Genomic DNA, 16284 nt, shown 5'->3' on the forward strand with positions numbered 1-16284 from the left:
GAAAAGATGGGTAAAGTCTTATGGCAGCCTATTCAGGTAGGGCCTATAGAGCTTAAGAACAGATTGATTTCAGCTCCAATTGCCACTAGTACTTCGACAAAAGATGGTCTTCCAACTGCAGATACCCTTGATATAAACGAGAAGATAGCTAAAAGCGGTGTAGCCCTTTCAATCGTAGAGCATCACGCTGTCCATAAGGAAGGAAGGACAAGGCTTAGGCAGCTTTTGCTCGATAGAGACGAGGTTGTTTCTTATCAACAAAGGCTTACTGATTTATACAGTAATAATGATTGTAATGTCATTGTTCAAGTGAACCATGCTGGATCTCTTGTGCAAGATGAAGACATGTTGGTTGATGATTGGGCCCCAATAGCACCTTCGGCGTTACGTCACCCTTGCTGTGCCCTTTACGTGATGCCACGGCCTATAAAGTTGGAAGAAATGCCTGATCTGGTGGAATTGTATGCCCAAGCTTCTCTAAGGGCTGTCAAGGCAGGTTACAGAGGAGTAGAGATACATGCTTGTCACGGTTACCTGATAGGGCAATTTTTAAGTCCCTTGACCAATCAAAGAAAGGATAAATACGGAGGAGAGATAAAAAACAGAGCCAGATTTTTATTTGAGGTGTATGAAGCGGTGAGAGACACACTATCAGATGAATATGTGGTTGCCGTAAGGCTTGGAGCTGCAGACTCTTTGCCGAATGAGGAACCGAAAGGGTTGACTATAGATGAATCCAAATGGGTAGCTAAGGAATTATCAGCAATGGGAGTAGATCTTCTGGATATTTCAGGGAATCTTTGCGGCTACGATGGAGAGGGATCTGCCTATTTTGCTGATTATGTTGCTGCCATTAAGGGCGTAGTGGGAAATACTCCTGTGGTAGGTACGGGAGGGATAACAGAACCTGCTACAGCGGAAGCTTTGTTGGAAAAAGGAGTTTGTGATCTTGTTGGATTGGGTAGGGCCTTAAGGAAAAATTATAAGATAGTACATGTTTGGGAGGAGAGCCATGCGGATTTTTATAAGCGCTGATATGGAAGGTGCGACAGGTATAGTAAACCCTGAGCAGGTCCGTCATGGCTCTGGCGAGTACTATTTTGGCAGAAAGATGCAGGCACATGATGTTATGGCAGTTGTTCAGGCTTGTTTGGACATGGGGGCTGAGGAGATAATAGTGAATGACGCACATGGCCGAATGATAAACCTGGATATAGAGAGCATGCCTAGATCGGTACACCTGATAAGCGGATTCCCAAAGATATTGGAGATGGTGGAAGGAGTAGAAGAAAGCGACGGAGTTTTCTTTGTTGCTTATCACGCCATGGCTGGAACAGAAAAAGCAGTTTTGGATCACACTTTTTCTGATTCGTGTGTACATGACCTTACTTTAAATGGTTGGAGGATAGGCGAGACAGGGCTTAACGCTTTTTTGTGTGGGGCTTTGGGTAAACCTGTTGCTATGGTAACTGGGGATGTGGCAGTGTGCCTGGAAGCTAGAAGCCTCTTGGGTGAAACTTTGGTTACATGTCCAATTAAGGAAGGAAGAGGAAGGTCTTCTGCTGAATTGCTTCATCCGGATATTACCGCTGAACTCTTGCGAGCTGCTACAGAGGAAGCTTTAAATATTATAGACAAGAAAAGTGCTCCTATATTCAGACTTAGCCCGCCTTATGAGGTAAGTGTAACTTTTAATTACACAGTACAGTGCGATGCTGCCTCTGTAGTTCCAGGTTCAGAAAGGTGTTCAGGCAGAATGCTGCGGTCTGCTTGGAGTGATCCAATGGACGTATATAGATGGGTTGTGTCTGTTGTAGAGATAGCATCTACTGTTCGGTGGTAGCGATATTAGATATGGTGATGCCAGCTTTTGAAACCCTTTCCAACAACTTCGGTTGCGTCTGAAATCACCATGAATGCTTCGGGGTCATTGAGTGCTAAAAATCGCTTTAGTTCAACGCTTTGTCGTGGAGTCAAAAGACAAAAAATTATCTTTCGGGGCTCTTTAGTGTAGCCCCCTTCTCCATTTAATAGAGTGACCCCTCTATGGAGTTCTTTCATGACGAAATCAGATACTATTTCCGGAATGCTGCTTATCACGAAGACTTGCCTTCGCTTGTCGAAAGATCTAAGGACGTTGTCCATAACTAACCCATTACAGAAAATGCTCACCAAACCATAAAGAGCTCCTTCTAGTCCTACTAGAGGAATAGATGCAGAAAGTATGAAAAGGTTTATATAGAAAGTGAATTTTCCGACCTCTATACCGTAGCGTCGTCTCATAGCTACCATGAGGATGTCAGTTCCTCCAAGGGAACTACCTGATCGTATTACCAGCCCTCCACCCAAACCCTTCACAACTCCGGCAAGGATGGCCACAAGAAGCATCTCGTTGAGGTCAGGGTGTGGAATGTTTTCAAAAAACTTTAATAGGACAGTAAGGAGGGAAACAGAATAAATGGTCCATACGATAAATCGTTTGGGAAGTTCTTTGAGGCCCCATAAAAGGAGAGCTGCATTAGTAAATCCTACTACCCATGCAGGAGATATGGAGAAAGCATAGTTAGATAGAACTGCTATGCCAGAGACTCCAGAGTCAGGGAATTTGTAAGGGATCGTTAAGGCCATAATACCAAAAGCAACCACAAAGCAACCGAAGGAGGTCGCAATAAAGGTAGGAAATTCTCTTTTTATGTGTATATATATCTTTGATAAAATATCCCGCAATTTGAGCCACAAATTTCATCATCTCCATTATGTGTATTTATCGCATAGTTTACATCACAAAAAACCTAATGAAAATACACCCTTCGTGTTACAATTATGCTTGGATTTTTATTTGAAGGAGGATTTAAAATGATGCAAATGCCAAGGCAGATAAGTCTAGATGATCTTTTGAGTATGTTGGTAGCGAGGATAGATAGCTTGTCCTACAGTGATGAAAATCACAAAACCAAGTTCAATATACTAGCAAGGGCCTTGTATAAGAAAGGGCTTTTGGATGATGAGGACATCAAGGAATCTATAAGGGAAGAGCATAGGATCCTCAAGGAACTTGGTGCCATCAGTGAGGTGCCTTCCGAGGATGTAGTAGAAGCTATGGCGGATAGCATTATGCAGTGGGTCAAAGGAGACGTAAACAAAATCAAGGAAGCCATGGAAGAGTATGAAAAGAAGCTTCGTGAAGCCATGCAGAAAGAACAGGCCGCTAAACCTAAAATCGATGTAGCTTCTCCTGCCATATTGGAACAACTGGATAAGATCAATAAGGGTAAGGGTGGAAGCAAGCTTATCTACTAATGTTATTGTTGTGTGAAAGAAAGTATTACCAATCGAAATGAAGAGCTAAGGTGGACCGTAAAGAGTCCACCTTAGCTCTAAAGTATGTCTTCTCCAATCCTGTGTATCAAAACAGAACAGTGGGCGTATCTAGCCACGTTTGCCGCTGTGCTTCCAACAACCATTCGTTCTATGGTGCCGTGTCCCCTTGATCCAACTATTATGAGATTGAAGTTGTTTCTTCTTGCGTAATCTATTATGGTTTCAGCAGGACTCCCCTCCAGTATGATGACTTCTCTTTCTTTGTCTTTCAACAAGGGGTCTTTTTCTTCTGCTTTTTTGAGATAATACTGAAGTTTCTTTTGGGCGATTTCCTTTATTTGATGGTCTATTTCCGTTCTCGGTATCCAGGGATCATATCCTTTCCACAGAGAGGGATGAGGCAATACATGGACAAAGGCAACGTCTACATCAAGCCTAAACGCAAGCGAAAGCCCATAAAAGGTAACATCCTCCCCTAACTTGCTCATGTCTACACCTACAAGGATTCTTTTGGGCACGTTCTCCACCTCCCTATGGAATAAAGAAAACTACAACATTACTATTATTTTACCACGATAAATTTGTATTTGATAAATATGTATATATTTGGAGCTTATAATACTGTAGAATTATTTAGTGATAGGAGGGATTTCATGAAATGGATGTTTGTCATTATTAGCGGCTTTATAGGAGCTTCTATGGGTTCTTTCCTTAATGTGGTTGCTATAAGAACCGTACAAAACGATAAATGGTGGGGAAAAGAGCGTTCCAGGTGTGATCACTGTGGGAAAGAACTTTCTTTTTGGGATTTGATACCTCTTTGTTCCTACATAATTCAGAGAGGGAAATGCAGGTATTGTTCTGTGTCTATCGGTAAAAGTTATTTCCTTGTGGAACTTTGCGGTTTTGCTATTGGGGCATCTTTGGCTTGGCGGTGGGGATGGTCGGTTGCAACCATTATTTCTCTAATTATAAGCTATGGATTGCTATTAAACGCCCTTACAGATATTTATAGCGGGTATGTTTATGATCTTTTTGCGTGGGCGCCAGGGGTTGCAACTTTGTTAATCCGTGCAGGGACAGGAGGTCTGAACGCAGGTTTAGATTCTCTCTTGGGAGCATTGTTGGGCGTAGGTTTAATAGGGCTTATTATCTTCCTGTCCAAGGGGAAAATGGGATGGGGAGATGCCAGCCTGATGGGCGGAACGGGTTTGGCTTTAGGGGTTAAGATGACCGCATTGAGCCTCTACTTGGGGTTTATGGTTGGAGGAGGAGCCGCTTTGGTCTTGCTTCTTTTAGGCAAAGTCAGTAGGAAAGATGCCTTGGTGTTTGGGCCGCACCTTGCTTTAGGGAGCTTTCTTAGCCTTATCTTTGGGTCCTTTATTTTGTCCTATATTGGTTTTTCTGTGCCTTGGCCTTGGAGGACATGAGGAACCACAATATCCAACATGACCTTGATAGGTTCTATGGATTGTTCCCCTCTCATCAATCTAAATGAGTGGTCTGCCCCCTCTATTACATGAAAATCCTTATTTTCAGGGGGGAGAGGAACTAAATCGACAATGGCTCTGCATGATTCTTTCGAAAAAACGTTATCTTCTGTTCCCCAAAAAGATATGAGTTTTTGCGTTGATACTTTCATTGTAGCTTCTTTTAGCGCTTTTTGTGGGGGCATGGTGTCAAGAATAGGTAGTTTTAATGCCCCTTCAGCTTCTTTCGTTACATTTATCCCACTTCCGCTAAGGATCAAGCCTTGCGGCTTTTTAGGGATGTTCTCGCTAGCTATTAGGATTGCGTGTATTCCTCCTAAGGAGAAGCCCCAAAGCCAATGGTCTGAATTGGGGAATTCTTCCTGTATTCGAGATACACCTACAATATTGTCAGCATGGTCCTCTTCAAAGGTTTTCCCTTTAAAAGCTTCCAATGCCCAGGTAGTTCTGTCATCACCATAGGGCTTCATGTCCCTGTAAGCTCTACTGGTTTCTATCATGGTGGCATTAATGCCTTTGTTTAACAGTAGCTGAGCTATTTGCCCATACTTGTTACCCACTTCTACATTTGCGCATCCATGTACTCCGTGCATTAGAATTATTACCGGGCCCCTTGAGATTCTTGTAGTTTTATCAGGGATGAAAATTCTGACGACTTTGTCTCCGTAGCGCCCTTTTTCTGTTATCTCAAGCCAACCCATAAATCCCCCTCCTCAGTGGGCTTTCTTCTCAAGGATAGCTATCTCTCTCAAAAGGGGTTTTATCCTAGTATCTGTGGCGGGGCGGCCAAGAATAGCCTTAGCGGACATGGATGCTCCCCAGTATATGGCATTGGCGTTTTCATCCACGTCTATTACAGCGCCGCCGATAGTTAATCCTGCAAAAGCTCCTTTAGATATTGAGTAACTGTAAATTGATGCTTTAAGCCTGCTGTCTGTCCCTGCTTCCACTTGCCTTCCTACAGGGCCTGCTGCCACAGAAAGATCGCCGCTCAATTTTACGTTATCTCCCATGAAGCCCCTGAGACCGTTTTCATTGGTGACCACTAATACGAGACCTATGGACTGAGCACCTATCTGCAACCCATAAGAGAGACCAGTTATGTTTACGAAGTTAGGGCCGTACCATCTGCCTGTGGTTGGATCTTTCCTTAGGAAAAGCCCTTCTCCCCGCTGTCCCCCTATGATAAATCCTGCCTTTATGACTGAGGGAAATATAGCAACTCCTTTCGCATCTTCTATGAGGGCAGCCATACGAGGTGAGTCTTTTTGATCTATCATTTCTCGTATCAGTTGTATTGAGCCATCAATTCTTTCTTGTGGTGTTGCAGAAAAACCTTTTTGCGGTGCGATCAAAGTGAATCCAAATGCAATCAGGATCATGGCTAAAACAGATTGCCAAAAACGCTTGTTCATTATTTTTACGCCTCTTTCCTTATTATGCTTGATAGTTTGCCATTACTAATAAATAGTTTATCATTATTATATAAAAATCACTATCGAGAGGTGAAAAAAGTGGGAAACCTCGCTGTCTGGCTGGAACAACAGGAATCTGGTTTGAGGTTAGAAGACGTATGGGAATGGATGCCAGCTTTAGTTTTTGGAGGATACATTGATAATGAAGATGGTTTAATAATAGAAGCAGCAAACAAATCCTTTTCTTCTGTGTTTGGCATCTCTGAGTTTGATTTCCCTTGTAGGATGGCAGAAATCCTTGGTGGTGAAATGCCCCTGAATTATGAAGCCCTGGAGAGAAAAGTGCGCACTAAGGGGTGGAGCAAAATATCTTTTGAGTTGGTGCCGGGAAGTATGGCCTTTGAAGGAAGTGTTTTTTCTTTTAGTAACGAGAAAATTTTAGCGATGTTGAAGGATATTACTGAAGAAAAAGCATATAAGAGGATGGTTGCTTTTAAGGAAAAATACTTCGAATTGATAAAACTTTATGAGTCAAGGAATTTAATCCAAGGGCTTATTAGTTCTCTGTTGCAGATAATAGAAGCAGAGTGGGGGGGCATTTTTGTTTGGGATAGTAGCCAGGAGCGTTGGGTTTTACAATTTGATGCGGTTTTGCCTATGCTTTTAGGGCAAAAGGGCCTTAAACGATACCTTGATTTTGCTCTACAATTAGGAGTCATTTCAGGTGGAGAGACACCTTGCAACTTTGGTGGGCTCAATGTTGTTGAAGGTGGGAAATGGGAGATTCCTTGTTTGGAAGCAGCTGGTTCGTGGAAGAATCTCATGGAACAGCACCAAATTTCTTCTCTGAGGGCTGGTACTCTTATTACAGGCAGTATTCCTGCTGTGTTTTTGATTCTTTCAGGTGAAAATGGCAAGTTGGGAAAGATAAACAATCAGGTTATAGATGCTTTCTGGGCTGTGACAGTCTCCATATTGGAGAAAAATCGTGTGGTGGAGGGTATGTCTCAGCTGTATCAAAAAGATCCTCTTACGGGGTTTTATTCGTCTTCCAGGCTTAAGGAGATGGTAAAAGTAGAGATTCAACGTTCCATGCGTTATGGCTATCCCTTATCTTTCATAGCGATGGAGATAGGAGATCTCGAGGGTTTAAGTAAAGAAGCAGAGGAAGATAAAACTTTATATGAATCGATAATTAAGGAGATTGGTAAGAGCGTTAAGAAAAACTTGAGGGCGGTAGATATTACGGGACGCCTAAAAAACACATTAATTCTTATTCTTCCCCATACACCAGCTGCAGGTGCGGAACTGGTGGCAGAAAGGTTAAGAGCTAACCTGGAAAACTTAAAAATAGGGAAGTATTCTCTAAAACCTATAAAAATAAGCACTGTGACCCTAAACGGTGAAGTCTCAGAATTGGATGAAGTTAAAGAGTTTTTGAATCGGTGTGGTTTTGACTTGTAGCTCCATATAGCTTTGTTTATAATTTCTTGGCGGTTATGGTATTAGCATAATTGAGAGGATATGTTATAATTTAGCTGTAGATCGTGATAACCCTGCGCTGTGCGTGATGCTTGAAAGAGTCTTGAGCCAACACTCGACCAGAGGCGGAGCTGGCGTCCCTTCCGGCAGAGAAGCCCTAGGTTTCGAACCCGAGCTGGGCAGGCTCCCATTTAGTAAGGATCGGGTCAAGACCTTCAGATCACGGCAGTCGCGGGGCACGGTTGGCTTACTTAGATTAAAGGGTATGGAGCTTCTAAGGCCTCATACCCTAAAATTTTATGGTCTGCGTGGTGGTAGTATTGACATCAATTGTACCCCTTCCTTTTTGGCATCCAGCAGCAGCTAAGGGATTTGTCTTGGACTGGGATGGAGTTTTAGCAGACACAAGGCTGGACTTTCATAAGATAAGAAATAAGTACTTTAATGGGCGCTTGGTGCCTTTGCTTGAATCTAGCTATCTGTTGGAAGAAAAAAAGCGGGAAGAATTAGAAAGAGAGTTGCTGGAAGTAGAAATGGAAGGAGCAAAGAGAGCTACTCCTGTTGCGGGAGCCCATGAGCTTATAGATTGGTTAGAAGAAAACCATGTTCCTTGGGCTGTTGTGTCTAGGAATTGTTCTGCTTCTGTGCAAGAGGCCGCTTTGAGGTGTGGAATTAAGTTACCCAAGCACGTTTTCACTAGGGACGAAAAGCCTATAAAACCTGATCCCAGAGTCCTGTGGGCTGCAGCAGAACGTTTAGGTGTTCCGTATAAAGAATGTGTTGTTGTTGGAGATTTCCTCTATGACCTACAAGGGGCAAGAAGAGCTAAGATGCGAGCGATATTGGTAGAGAGAAAAGGGGAGACTTGGGCCCATTGGGCAGATGCAGAATTCGAAAGCGTTAAGAGCCTTGTCGAAGCTTTGAGGAAGCCTACACCACTGGTCCCATGGGAATATAGAAAGTTAGTGAAGCAAAAAGGAGAAAGATGGCTAAGAAGAGCTTGGCAAATGACCTTATCTTTGCCGGTTGAAGCCCCTAAGGTTTTCGATGTGGCTTATGAGGCAGCAAAGCTTGGGGTTGGATGTTTAGTAGTAAAAGAAAATGCCCAAATATCTTTGGAGCAGTGGGCATATTCTAGGTTGTTGACTTTGAATTGGGTAGAAAAGCCTCTTTTGGAAGGACTAAATTTTTTCCTTAAAGAGAAGTTCCCTCAGCTTAATATCCGTCATGGTGATGATGCCGTTACTCTTCCATCGGATCCGGAGGATATGGAACCATTTTTAGAGGAGAAAATTTTGCGATGTTAGATGAAACCCCATTGTGGAAGAATTTTGATAATGATGGTGAGGAAAATTTAAACAAAGAAATTCCACTTCCAGAGCGGATGCGCCCAAGAACCATTGACGAATTTTTAGGTCAACCTCATTTAGTTCACGAGGGGAAACCTTTGAGAGCCTTTTTAGAATCAGGTAAAGTCCCCAATTGTATTTTATATGGGCCTCCAGGTGTGGGAAAGACTTCTCTTGCCAGAATAATGGCTTCAATGACGGGGAGGCATTTTATAGAAATAAACGCAGTTACTTCCAATGTGGCCTCGCTTAGGGGAGTTTTAGCGGAGGCTCTTGAGAAAAAAGCTTTGTCCGGAAAGGCTACTGTCCTTTTTGTGGATGAAATATATCATTTTAACAAACAACAGCAAAATGTTCTTTTGCCATTTGTAGAAAAGGGAGACATAGTTCTGGTCGGATCCACAACAGAAAACCCCTGGTTTGAAGTAAATAAAACCCTCTTGTCCAGGATGATTGTTTTCGAGCTTTATCCCTTGGGGCATGAGGCGATAATTGATTTATTGAAGAAAGCTTCAGAAGATATGGAGAGAGGCCTTGGGAAATATGGAATAAAGTTGTCTCCTGAAGCTTTGGAGGAACTTGCTCGTCTTTCAGGAGGAGATGCTCGTCAGGCCCTTTACCGCCTGGAAGTGGCAGCTATAGCGACAGTTGCACGAGGGGCCAGTGTTATAGAAAAGGAGAAACTAAAAGAACTTACTGGTAGTTCTTTCAAGCGTTATGATAGAGCCCAGGATGAGCACTACAAGGTTGTTTCTGCTCTCATAAAGAGCATGAGAGGATCAGACCCGGATGCAGCGTTATATTGGTTGGGAAGGATGATAGCTGGGGGAGAGAATTTGCGTTTTTTGGTCCGAAGATTGCTGATTTTTGCGGCGGAAGATGTAGGTTTGGCTGATCAAAACGCTCTTACACTGGCAGCTTCGGCAGCCTATGCGATAGATATGGTGGGATATCCGGAAGCAAGGATAATACTTTCAGAGTTAGTGATCTACCTGGCTTCAGCCCCAAAGAGCAATAGTGCATATCTGGCTATTAATAGAGTACTTTCTGCAATAGAAAAAGGAGACCTCATGGAAGTTCCTAAGCATTTAGATCCTCATGGGGAAGGATATAAATATCCTCATGATTTCCCTGGGCACTGGGTACCGCAGAAATATTTACCAGAGCAAAGAAGGTTCTACTACCCGCAGGACATAGGTGAAGAAAAGGTAATAGCTAAACGGCTTAGTAATTTTTGGAGGCGTTTTCGTGAAAGTGTTGATAACTAGTCTAGTAAATAATTTTGTAAACTAGCAACCCAATGTATTCTCTTTTTGCAAGTATGGTTTTTTCATGGTTACCGGCAAAAAGTCAAGGGGATTAAGGAGTTTGTCGTCTGTTAAGTAGACTAAGGACCATTTAGCTTTGACGATGATATGGGTTGCTTGCCACTACCATAATTGCTTGCAACAATAGAAGCTAGCTTGTTTACGTAGGTTATATCAGAGTGATATTAATATAATACCTATTGTAACCAAAGAAATTCCTGCAACTTTGATCCTAGTTAGTCTTTCTTTTAGGATGAAGAAGGCAAATAGAGAGGCTATAAAAGGCCTTGATGAAGCTATACATGTTGCTATGTCTACGCTTATGAACTTGAAACTATAGGTGAAAAGCAGATTGCCTACTGCGAGTCCCAACGCACCGGCGAGGGACATTTCTGTTATATTGCGTAAGGAAAGCCTTTTTAGGTCTTTTATATTATCCATTACCATAAAAAGCACCCACGAACCAGTAGTAACGGAGACTGCGCGCCACCATTCTAATTGGGGAGCAGGGATTGCATCCAGAAGAAACCTATTGGTTATTATGCCAAAAGTCCAGCAGCACATGGTTAAGAACGCCAGAGAAATTCCGTTAACAGAAGGGGTCAAATGTTCAGGAGATCCTGTTCTATGGGAAAGTAGTATTACGCCAAGTACAATTAAAATTGCTGCAACAAGAACCATAGAATTAAAAGGGGCCTTAAGGAATATCCAAGAGGCCGGTACAGCTAAGAGGGGGTAAGCAGAGGTTATAGGTACGCACAAAGATACACCTAACCTGTGTAAGGATGCGAAGTACAAAAAATCCCCCAAAACTAACCACACGTTTGAACATATAAAAACTAGCACAAAGAGCTTTATGCCAGGAAATGAGAAACTTCCAGCTCCCATGGTTACAAGCAGAAAGGCTCCTGCGCTGACTATATAACCGATACATCTTATAGCTCCCAAGCCGTAATAAGAAACATGGTCTATTGCCCTTCTGTAAAAGACAGGGGCTACTGCCCACGTAATTGCAGCCAGGAATGCTAGGGAAAAACCTGTAACAGTAGTCGTTGGAGTCATTGCTTCAAGTTATTTTTCTTTCACGTCAGGATGTTTTCTCAAATAACTTAAAAGGCCTTCTTTGGTGCGATTAAGGTGGGCTCTCATTTCTTTTTCTGCTCTTTCTAGATCCTGGTCTAGTATTGCATCAATAATTAAAATGTGTTCGTAAGCAAAAGTTGTAAGGGGCGTTCCTTCCACAGAATAATGGCGACACAGGTTTATTAGGTCCGAAATGTTACCTAACATTATGTGAAGATATTTGTTTCCTGAGGCTTCATATAGCATGTTGTGAAATTTTCTATCTTCCGCTAGATAATATTTTGATTCCGTTTTTTCGTTTATTGATGCGAATATTTCTCGGTACATTTTAAGGGTTTCTACAGGCGGGTTTTTTATGACATACCTTACTGCCATGAGTTCTAGGGTGGATCTTAAATCATATAGGTCCTCCGCATCTTTTAGAGTTGGAAGGGTTACAAAGGCTCCCTTTCTAGGTTCTAGCGTGACAAGCCCTGTTTGAGCGAGCTGACGTATGGCTTCCCTTACTGGTGTTCTTGAAACTGCTAGCTTGTCCGCTATATCGACTTCAGAAAGACGCTCTCCAGGTTTTATGAGTCCTTCCACTATAGCTTCCTTTATCTTTTGGTATACGATTTCTCTCAAGTCCATATTTCTTGCTGGAGTAAAAGGGTTATTCGTCATAAAAATGCCTCCCCTCAAATGTAGGCGTATACAGAACCCATTATACAATAAACTTGAGGATTTGTTTTACGAGATTATGATCGGGAAATGTTTAGTTATTTACTTTCCCCGCTTCGTCTTCTAGGAAAGATAGCCATATACAGAGAGCAAAGATTGCATCTGAGAGTCGGTTTATAAAAATGTAGCATTTTTCTTCTATTTCTCCATCACGATAGAGTTTGACTGCCTTTCGCTCTGCCCTTCTTGCTATAGTCCTGGCAAGGTGAAGGAACGAACCAACTTTAGAGTCTCCAGGCCTTAGAAACCTGAAGGGCCTTCCGCCTGCGAAATCCTTTGAGCTAGATATTATCTCTTCCAGTTTTTTGTATTCTGGGCTTTGAATGCCCGGGAAAAGTGACAAGTGCCCCATTAGAGTTCCTACTAAGTCCTCTATTTCCAGAAGTTTCTCGCTTATCTCTTTAAAATCGCAATGGGCTCGTGCTATTCCTATAGCAGCTTGACATTCATCTAGCGTTCCGTAAAGCTCTATCCTTGGATGATCCTTTGGAACTTTTTCCCCGTTGCCCAGGCTGGTCAGCCCTTTATCTCCCTTTTTCGTAGTTATCCACGAAGTTGCCATGATCTATCCTCCACAACCGCCGCAACCATCGCAACTATGTCCGCATGTGCCTCCGAGTTGGTCCAATGCCGAGAAGGCTACGCGTAATATTCCGTCAAGAATCAAACCAGGGGGTAGGGCCTGGAAGGATTTGCCTTCCACGATAAGTGCCCGACACTCATTAAGGTCTCCTCCGCATGGGCAGGGCTCCATATGTACGGGGACACCTATTATTTCTTCTAGAGGGGTTTCATCAAAATCCATTTCTTTACATGAAATAGTTACTTTGTTAATGTCTTGATGTGAGGTTTCTTTTGCATTACTTAGATTTAAAAGCTCTAGTTCTATATTGAATCCTATATTTTTTAATTTTGGTTCCATCTCCGCAACAAGCCTTTGAAGAGTTTCAAGTGTCTGCTCCACTGGGGGACATTTCTGTTCTGTACAGTAGTGCCTAACGATAATTCGATTCATTTTATAATCCTCCTAAAGTTTTTGTTTTAAATAATAACTTAAAGGACGTATCTGTTTAGATCTTTATTTATTATTAGAGATTTGTAGTACAAATATAGCTTTTGCGTCGACATGTACTTTGCCCTTCTCGTCAACTATACGGGCTTTTGTGTGTATTTTCCTTCCCTCATGGTCATGCACTGATCCTATGACTTTGTAGGACTCTCCCGCTCTTACAGGTCTCAAATAGCGTATGGATAGTGAAGCAGTTAGTCCGAAGGATTGAGTTGTTTTTTTAAGAGCCCAAGACATTGCGTCATCTGTAAGGGCGGCGAGGATGCCCCCATGAACTATCCCTTCAAAGCCGCACCAAGTCTCATCTGGCCTGAAAGGTATTTGGATTTCTTCTTTTTCATTATCCCAGTAAATGTTTACGCTGAGGGATCGGGGGTTTTCCCCACTAGTGTCACATACGAAACACCCATCGTAGCCCGGCATTTTTTCTAAAGACATATAACTCACCTCCAAGAATGACAAACATATTCTAGCAGTAGAGGTAAATAGATGATACAGTAAAAATAATATGTATATCTAACTGAAAGCAAGGGAGGAGGGAGGCATGAGGATGAGGATCTCAATTATTCAAATGGATATAGTGAAAGGATGCCCTGATAAAAATTTTGAGAGTGTAACAAAAAAAATAGAGGAAGCATCGGCGTCAACCCCAGATGTAATTTTGTTGCCGGAGATGTGGAACACGTCTTATTCTCTTGAAAATATTTCAGAGATAGGGGATTCTAACGGGAAAAGAACAAAAGAAGCGATGTCGTCGCTTGCAAAAAAATTTAATGTCAATATAGTTGCAGGATCTGTTGCCGCTGTGAGATGTGGAAAAGTCTACAACAAGTTAATGGTGTTTAATAGGGATGGAGAGCAAATAGCAGAATATGACAAGCTACACTTGTTTGGCCTCATGGATGAGAATAAGTACATTTCTCCTGGCGAAAAACTTTGTCTGTTCGAACTGGACGGCATCAAATGCGGAGCAATGATATGTTATGACCTTCGTTTCCCCGAATTGGCCAGGATGCTGACGTTGAAGGGGAGCAAGATGCTTTTTATTCCGGCCCAGTGGCCTGAACCTAGAATTCATCATTGGAGAACCCTTATGATGGCTAGGGCTATTGAAAATCAGGTTTTTATGGTTGCCTCCAATAGGGTTGGGGTTGAAGAGCCCAACATATTTGTAGGAGGTTCCATGGTTGTAGATCCCTGGGGGCAGATCCTTGCGGAGCTCCGTAATGGAGAAGAGAGCATAGTCGAAGCAAGTATTGATTTTGAAGTTCTCCAGGATGCTAGAAGGACTATACCTGTCCTTCAGGATAGGCGCCTGGATATATATAAATGAAACTAAACTTAGGCACATCTACAAAAAAATGCATCTTAGAGGTTGACAAAATGGCCTAAGGATAACAAAATATTCTTGCGCTTGCCGGAGTGGCGGAATTGGTAGACGCAGCGGACTCAAAATCCGCCGGACCTTGGGTCTGTGGGAGTTCGAGTCTCCCCTCCGGCACCAATAAAGTACAGAAAGCCTCAGGCTGTCACGCCTGGGGCTTTTTTATAAGATAGAATGGATGTTTAGTTGTTTTTGCTATATATTTTTGGCAAGATGTTTTATTGATACTATTAAAGAATAATGGAGATATGTTTTCTTGCGAAAGATATTAGGTTTTTTGTGTGAGGATGCGCCAATACTCAAAAAGAGAGGAATTGCCTATTGGTTGCCAATAGGCATGGCGGGGTTTTTACTCATAGTTTTTTGCCTTATGGAGTTGTGGATTAAAGGCCTTTGGGATGACTATTCAATAGTGTCTTTAGATAGTTATCTATCCATAAAAATTTTAAGTTTAAGAAATTCCTTTGGGCTTGAGCTTTTCAGTAAAATTACGATGTTGGGAAATTGGCAAGTTATTTCAGGAGGTATTGTTCTTGTCTTGATATACCTTCTTGTTGTGGCAAAAAGAAGAGACCTTTTTTTTCCGTTTCTGGTTTCCATGTTGGGATGTTCTGTTTTTACCGCTATAACTAAGGAGCTTTTAAAAAGGCAACGTCCCTTCAATTTGACGGACGTTCTAGGTTATTCTTTCCCTAGCGGACATACATCTCATACGGCTTGCTTCTATGGTTTTGTGCTTTTCTTACTATTGCGCAAGGTAAAAAAGCCTCTTTATAAAGTTGGAGGATTTATTTTGTGGTTGGGAATAACTTCTTTGGTGGGGTTTAGCCGTTTGTATTTAGATGTTCATTATCTTAGCGATGTTTTGGCAGGTGCTTTTTTGGGAAGTGCTTGGCTTTTGGTGGGAATAAGTATGGTCGGGCTATTTAATGTTCATTACGAATCTATTCATCATTATTATGGCCATATTGTTTTTAACTCTGGAAAGTTTTACACTTGTTCTGTTTTTTTGTTCCTTGTAACATGGTTTATTTTATACCTAATTGTTGCTTTTATCTTTTCTCCAGAGTATGTCCCAGTTTCATAAGCGTGCAGATTAGTTTAGTTTGGCAAAACCCTATAATGCCCTATTCGATATCTTACATGCTAAAAATTTTATAGGGTTTATTTATGGCTATTGATGTTGAAGGCCTACCGAAATCATACAGAGTGTTTAGAAATTCATTAAGTTCCTTCATGGATGGGAAAGTAGCTTCCACGTATATATCTATATCGCCTGTCACATTCCAGAACTGTCTTACAGGTCCTTCTTTAGGCAGTTTTTGAAGCAGCGCTTTTTCTTTCTGTGGAGAGTGGCATTTTATAGCTATGATCGCTGTAATGGGAAACCCTAGCATTTCTTCATCGATTATAGCAGAGTACCCCAGTATGATTCCTAGTTGTTCCTGTTTTTTGATCCTCTCTCCTACGCTAGAGCAGGAAAGGCCTACTTCAGCCCCTATTTCTTTCAGGGAGGATTTGGCATCTTTTCGGAGTATCTCAATAATTTTTTTGTTTATGTCATCCATTATCGTCGTCGAGAAGCTTGCTTTTTTACCCATGCTTACCTCCATATGACTGTATAAAAATGATTGTGTAGAGAAGTTTTAGCAGAATTTAAGCAA

General features: G+C 42.0%; 19 protein-coding genes and 1 tRNA gene. 10 read left to right on the plus strand and 10 right to left on the minus strand.

Going from position 1 to position 16284, the window contains the following annotated elements; translation table 11 throughout:
- Positions 1-6: 6 nt before the first annotated feature.
- Together H0Z23_RS04250 and H0Z23_RS04255 are read left to right on the plus strand one after the other, a co-directional pair.
- Positions 7-1035: an NADH:flavin oxidoreductase gene (locus H0Z23_RS04250; protein WP_296867730.1), complete on the plus strand. Its 1029-nt coding sequence runs from the start codon at positions 7-9 to the stop codon at positions 1033-1035.
- Positions 1013-1843: a M55 family metallopeptidase gene (locus tag H0Z23_RS04255; RefSeq protein ID WP_296867731.1), complete on the plus strand. Its 831-nt coding sequence runs from the start codon at positions 1013-1015 to the stop codon at positions 1841-1843. Before H0Z23_RS04250 ends, H0Z23_RS04255 begins: the two co-directional genes overlap by 23 nt.
- 5 nt (positions 1844-1848) lie before the next feature.
- On the opposite strand, the gene H0Z23_RS04260 is transcribed toward H0Z23_RS04255, so the two are convergent.
- Positions 1849-2739 carry a YitT family protein gene (locus tag H0Z23_RS04260; RefSeq protein ID WP_296867732.1) on the minus strand — a complete coding sequence of 297 codons (891 nt, stop codon included), beginning with the start codon at positions 2737-2739 and terminating at the stop codon, positions 1849-1851.
- A 120-nt stretch (positions 2740-2859) separates the two neighbouring features.
- Here H0Z23_RS04260 and H0Z23_RS04265 point away from each other — a divergent pair, with 120 nt between their 5' ends.
- Positions 2860-3300, plus strand: a complete 441-nt coding sequence (locus H0Z23_RS04265) for a hypothetical protein (protein WP_296867749.1) — start codon at positions 2860-2862, stop codon at positions 3298-3300.
- A gap of 77 nt (positions 3301-3377) precedes the next feature.
- Here the strand turns inward: H0Z23_RS04265 and H0Z23_RS04270 are convergent, their stop codons facing one another.
- Positions 3378-3839, minus strand: coding sequence for a universal stress protein (locus tag H0Z23_RS04270; RefSeq protein ID WP_296867733.1), 462 nt, complete (start codon positions 3837-3839; stop codon positions 3378-3380).
- 135 nt (positions 3840-3974) lie between these two features.
- Here H0Z23_RS04270 and H0Z23_RS04275 point away from each other — a divergent pair, with 135 nt between their 5' ends.
- Positions 3975-4751, plus strand: coding sequence for an A24 family peptidase (locus tag H0Z23_RS04275; RefSeq protein WP_296867734.1), 777 nt, complete (start codon positions 3975-3977; stop codon positions 4749-4751).
- Here the strand turns inward: H0Z23_RS04275 and H0Z23_RS04280 are convergent.
- Together H0Z23_RS04280 and H0Z23_RS04285 are read right to left on the minus strand one after the other, a co-directional pair.
- Positions 4712-5512 (minus strand): alpha/beta hydrolase, encoded by an 801-nt coding sequence (locus tag H0Z23_RS04280; protein WP_296867735.1) that lies wholly within the window; start codon positions 5510-5512, stop codon positions 4712-4714. The two genes, H0Z23_RS04275 and H0Z23_RS04280, sit on opposite strands and share 40 nt — an antisense overlap.
- Before the next feature lie 12 nt (positions 5513-5524).
- Positions 5525-6226 (minus strand): lipid-binding SYLF domain-containing protein, encoded by a 702-nt coding sequence (locus H0Z23_RS04285; RefSeq protein ID WP_296867736.1) that lies wholly within the window; start codon positions 6224-6226, stop codon positions 5525-5527.
- A 99-nt stretch (positions 6227-6325) separates the two neighbouring features.
- On the opposite strand from H0Z23_RS04285, the gene H0Z23_RS04290 reads away from it, so the two are divergent.
- From H0Z23_RS04290 to H0Z23_RS04300, 3 genes are all read left to right on the plus strand, one after another.
- Positions 6326-7690 (plus strand): diguanylate cyclase, encoded by a 1365-nt coding sequence (locus H0Z23_RS04290; RefSeq protein ID WP_296867737.1) that lies wholly within the window; start codon positions 6326-6328, stop codon positions 7688-7690.
- Positions 7691-8016: 326 nt separating this feature from the next.
- On the plus strand, positions 8017-9015 hold the full coding sequence (locus H0Z23_RS04295; protein ID WP_296867738.1) for an HAD-IA family hydrolase: 999 nt from the start codon (positions 8017-8019) through the stop codon (positions 9013-9015).
- A complete protein-coding gene (locus H0Z23_RS04300; RefSeq protein ID WP_296867739.1) occupies positions 9009-10325 on the plus strand; it encodes a replication-associated recombination protein A in 1317 nt (438 codons plus the stop codon). The genes H0Z23_RS04295 and H0Z23_RS04300 overlap by 7 nt, the downstream gene beginning before the upstream one ends.
- Positions 10326-10538: 213 nt before the next feature.
- Here the strand turns inward: H0Z23_RS04300 and H0Z23_RS04305 are convergent, their stop codons facing one another.
- From H0Z23_RS04305 to H0Z23_RS04325, 5 genes are all read right to left on the minus strand, one after another.
- Positions 10539-11426: a DMT family transporter gene (locus H0Z23_RS04305; protein ID WP_296867740.1), complete on the minus strand. Its 888-nt coding sequence runs from the start codon at positions 11424-11426 to the stop codon at positions 10539-10541.
- Positions 11427-11435: 9 nt separating this feature from the next.
- A complete protein-coding gene (locus H0Z23_RS04310; protein ID WP_296867741.1) occupies positions 11436-12110 on the minus strand; it encodes a GntR family transcriptional regulator in 675 nt (224 codons plus the stop codon).
- Positions 12111-12201: 91 nt separating this feature from the next.
- The gene (locus H0Z23_RS04315) at positions 12202-12729 is read right to left on the minus strand and encodes a cob(I)yrinic acid a,c-diamide adenosyltransferase (RefSeq protein WP_296867742.1); all 528 of its coding nucleotides are present in this window, start codon (positions 12727-12729) and stop codon (positions 12202-12204) included.
- 3 nt (positions 12730-12732) lie between these two features.
- The gene (locus tag H0Z23_RS04320; RefSeq protein WP_296867743.1) at positions 12733-13182 is read right to left on the minus strand and encodes a DUF2703 domain-containing protein; all 450 of its coding nucleotides are present in this window, start codon (positions 13180-13182) and stop codon (positions 12733-12735) included.
- 63 nt (positions 13183-13245) lie between these two features.
- Entirely contained in the window at positions 13246-13674 is a 429-nt protein-coding gene (locus H0Z23_RS04325) for a PaaI family thioesterase (protein WP_296867744.1), read from the minus strand.
- A 106-nt stretch (positions 13675-13780) separates the two neighbouring features.
- On the opposite strand from H0Z23_RS04325, the gene H0Z23_RS04330 reads away from it, so the two are divergent.
- From H0Z23_RS04330 to H0Z23_RS04340, 3 genes are all read left to right on the plus strand, one after another.
- Positions 13781-14569, plus strand: a complete 789-nt coding sequence (locus tag H0Z23_RS04330) for a carbon-nitrogen family hydrolase (RefSeq protein WP_296867745.1) — start codon at positions 13781-13783, stop codon at positions 14567-14569.
- 83 nt (positions 14570-14652) lie between these two features.
- Positions 14653-14740 (plus strand) — tRNA-Leu (locus H0Z23_RS04335).
- A gap of 136 nt (positions 14741-14876) precedes the next feature.
- Positions 14877-15707: a phosphatase PAP2 family protein gene (locus tag H0Z23_RS04340; protein ID WP_296867746.1), complete on the plus strand. Its 831-nt coding sequence runs from the start codon at positions 14877-14879 to the stop codon at positions 15705-15707.
- 52 nt (positions 15708-15759) lie between these two features.
- On the opposite strand, the gene H0Z23_RS04345 is transcribed toward H0Z23_RS04340, so the two are convergent.
- Positions 15760-16221 (minus strand): Lrp/AsnC family transcriptional regulator, encoded by a 462-nt coding sequence (locus tag H0Z23_RS04345; RefSeq protein WP_296867747.1) that lies wholly within the window; start codon positions 16219-16221, stop codon positions 15760-15762.
- Between the last annotated feature and the right edge of the window lie 63 nt (positions 16222-16284).

This window comes from Thermovirga sp. (assembly GCF_017656375.1).
Classification (GTDB): Bacteria; Synergistota; Synergistia; order Synergistales; family Thermovirgaceae; genus Thermovirga.

Bases quoted from the DNA above. Each gene is read 5' to 3' on its own strand.
- H0Z23_RS04265 (WP_296867749.1), top strand. From the start codon at position 2,860: ATGCAAATGCCAAGGCAGATAAGTCTAGATGATCTTTTGAGTATGTTG.
- H0Z23_RS04280 (WP_296867735.1), bottom strand. From the start codon at position 5,512: ATGGGTTGGCTTGAGATAACAGAAAAAGGGCGCTACGGAGACAAAGTC.
- H0Z23_RS04330 (WP_296867745.1), top strand. From the start codon at position 13,781: ATGAGGATGAGGATCTCAATTATTCAAATGGATATAGTGAAAGGATGC.
- H0Z23_RS04325 (WP_296867744.1), bottom strand. From the start codon at position 13,674: ATGTCTTTAGAAAAAATGCCGGGCTACGATGGGTGTTTCGTATGTGAC.
- H0Z23_RS04300 (WP_296867739.1), top strand. From the start codon at position 9,009: ATGTTAGATGAAACCCCATTGTGGAAGAATTTTGATAATGATGGTGAG.
- H0Z23_RS04320 (WP_296867743.1), bottom strand. From the start codon at position 13,182: ATGAATCGAATTATCGTTAGGCACTACTGTACAGAACAGAAATGTCCC.
- H0Z23_RS04305 (WP_296867740.1), bottom strand. From the start codon at position 11,426: ATGACTCCAACGACTACTGTTACAGGTTTTTCCCTAGCATTCCTGGCT.
- H0Z23_RS04285 (WP_296867736.1), bottom strand. From the start codon at position 6,226: ATGAACAAGCGTTTTTGGCAATCTGTTTTAGCCATGATCCTGATTGCA.
- H0Z23_RS04255 (WP_296867731.1), top strand. From the start codon at position 1,013: ATGCGGATTTTTATAAGCGCTGATATGGAAGGTGCGACAGGTATAGTA.
- H0Z23_RS04310 (WP_296867741.1), bottom strand. From the start codon at position 12,110: ATGACGAATAACCCTTTTACTCCAGCAAGAAATATGGACTTGAGAGAA.
- H0Z23_RS04275 (WP_296867734.1), top strand. From the start codon at position 3,975: ATGAAATGGATGTTTGTCATTATTAGCGGCTTTATAGGAGCTTCTATG.
- H0Z23_RS04315 (WP_296867742.1), bottom strand. From the start codon at position 12,729: ATGGCAACTTCGTGGATAACTACGAAAAAGGGAGATAAAGGGCTGACC.
- H0Z23_RS04345 (WP_296867747.1), bottom strand. From the start codon at position 16,221: ATGGGTAAAAAAGCAAGCTTCTCGACGACGATAATGGATGACATAAAC.
- H0Z23_RS04250 (WP_296867730.1), top strand. From the start codon at position 7: ATGGGTAAAGTCTTATGGCAGCCTATTCAGGTAGGGCCTATAGAGCTT.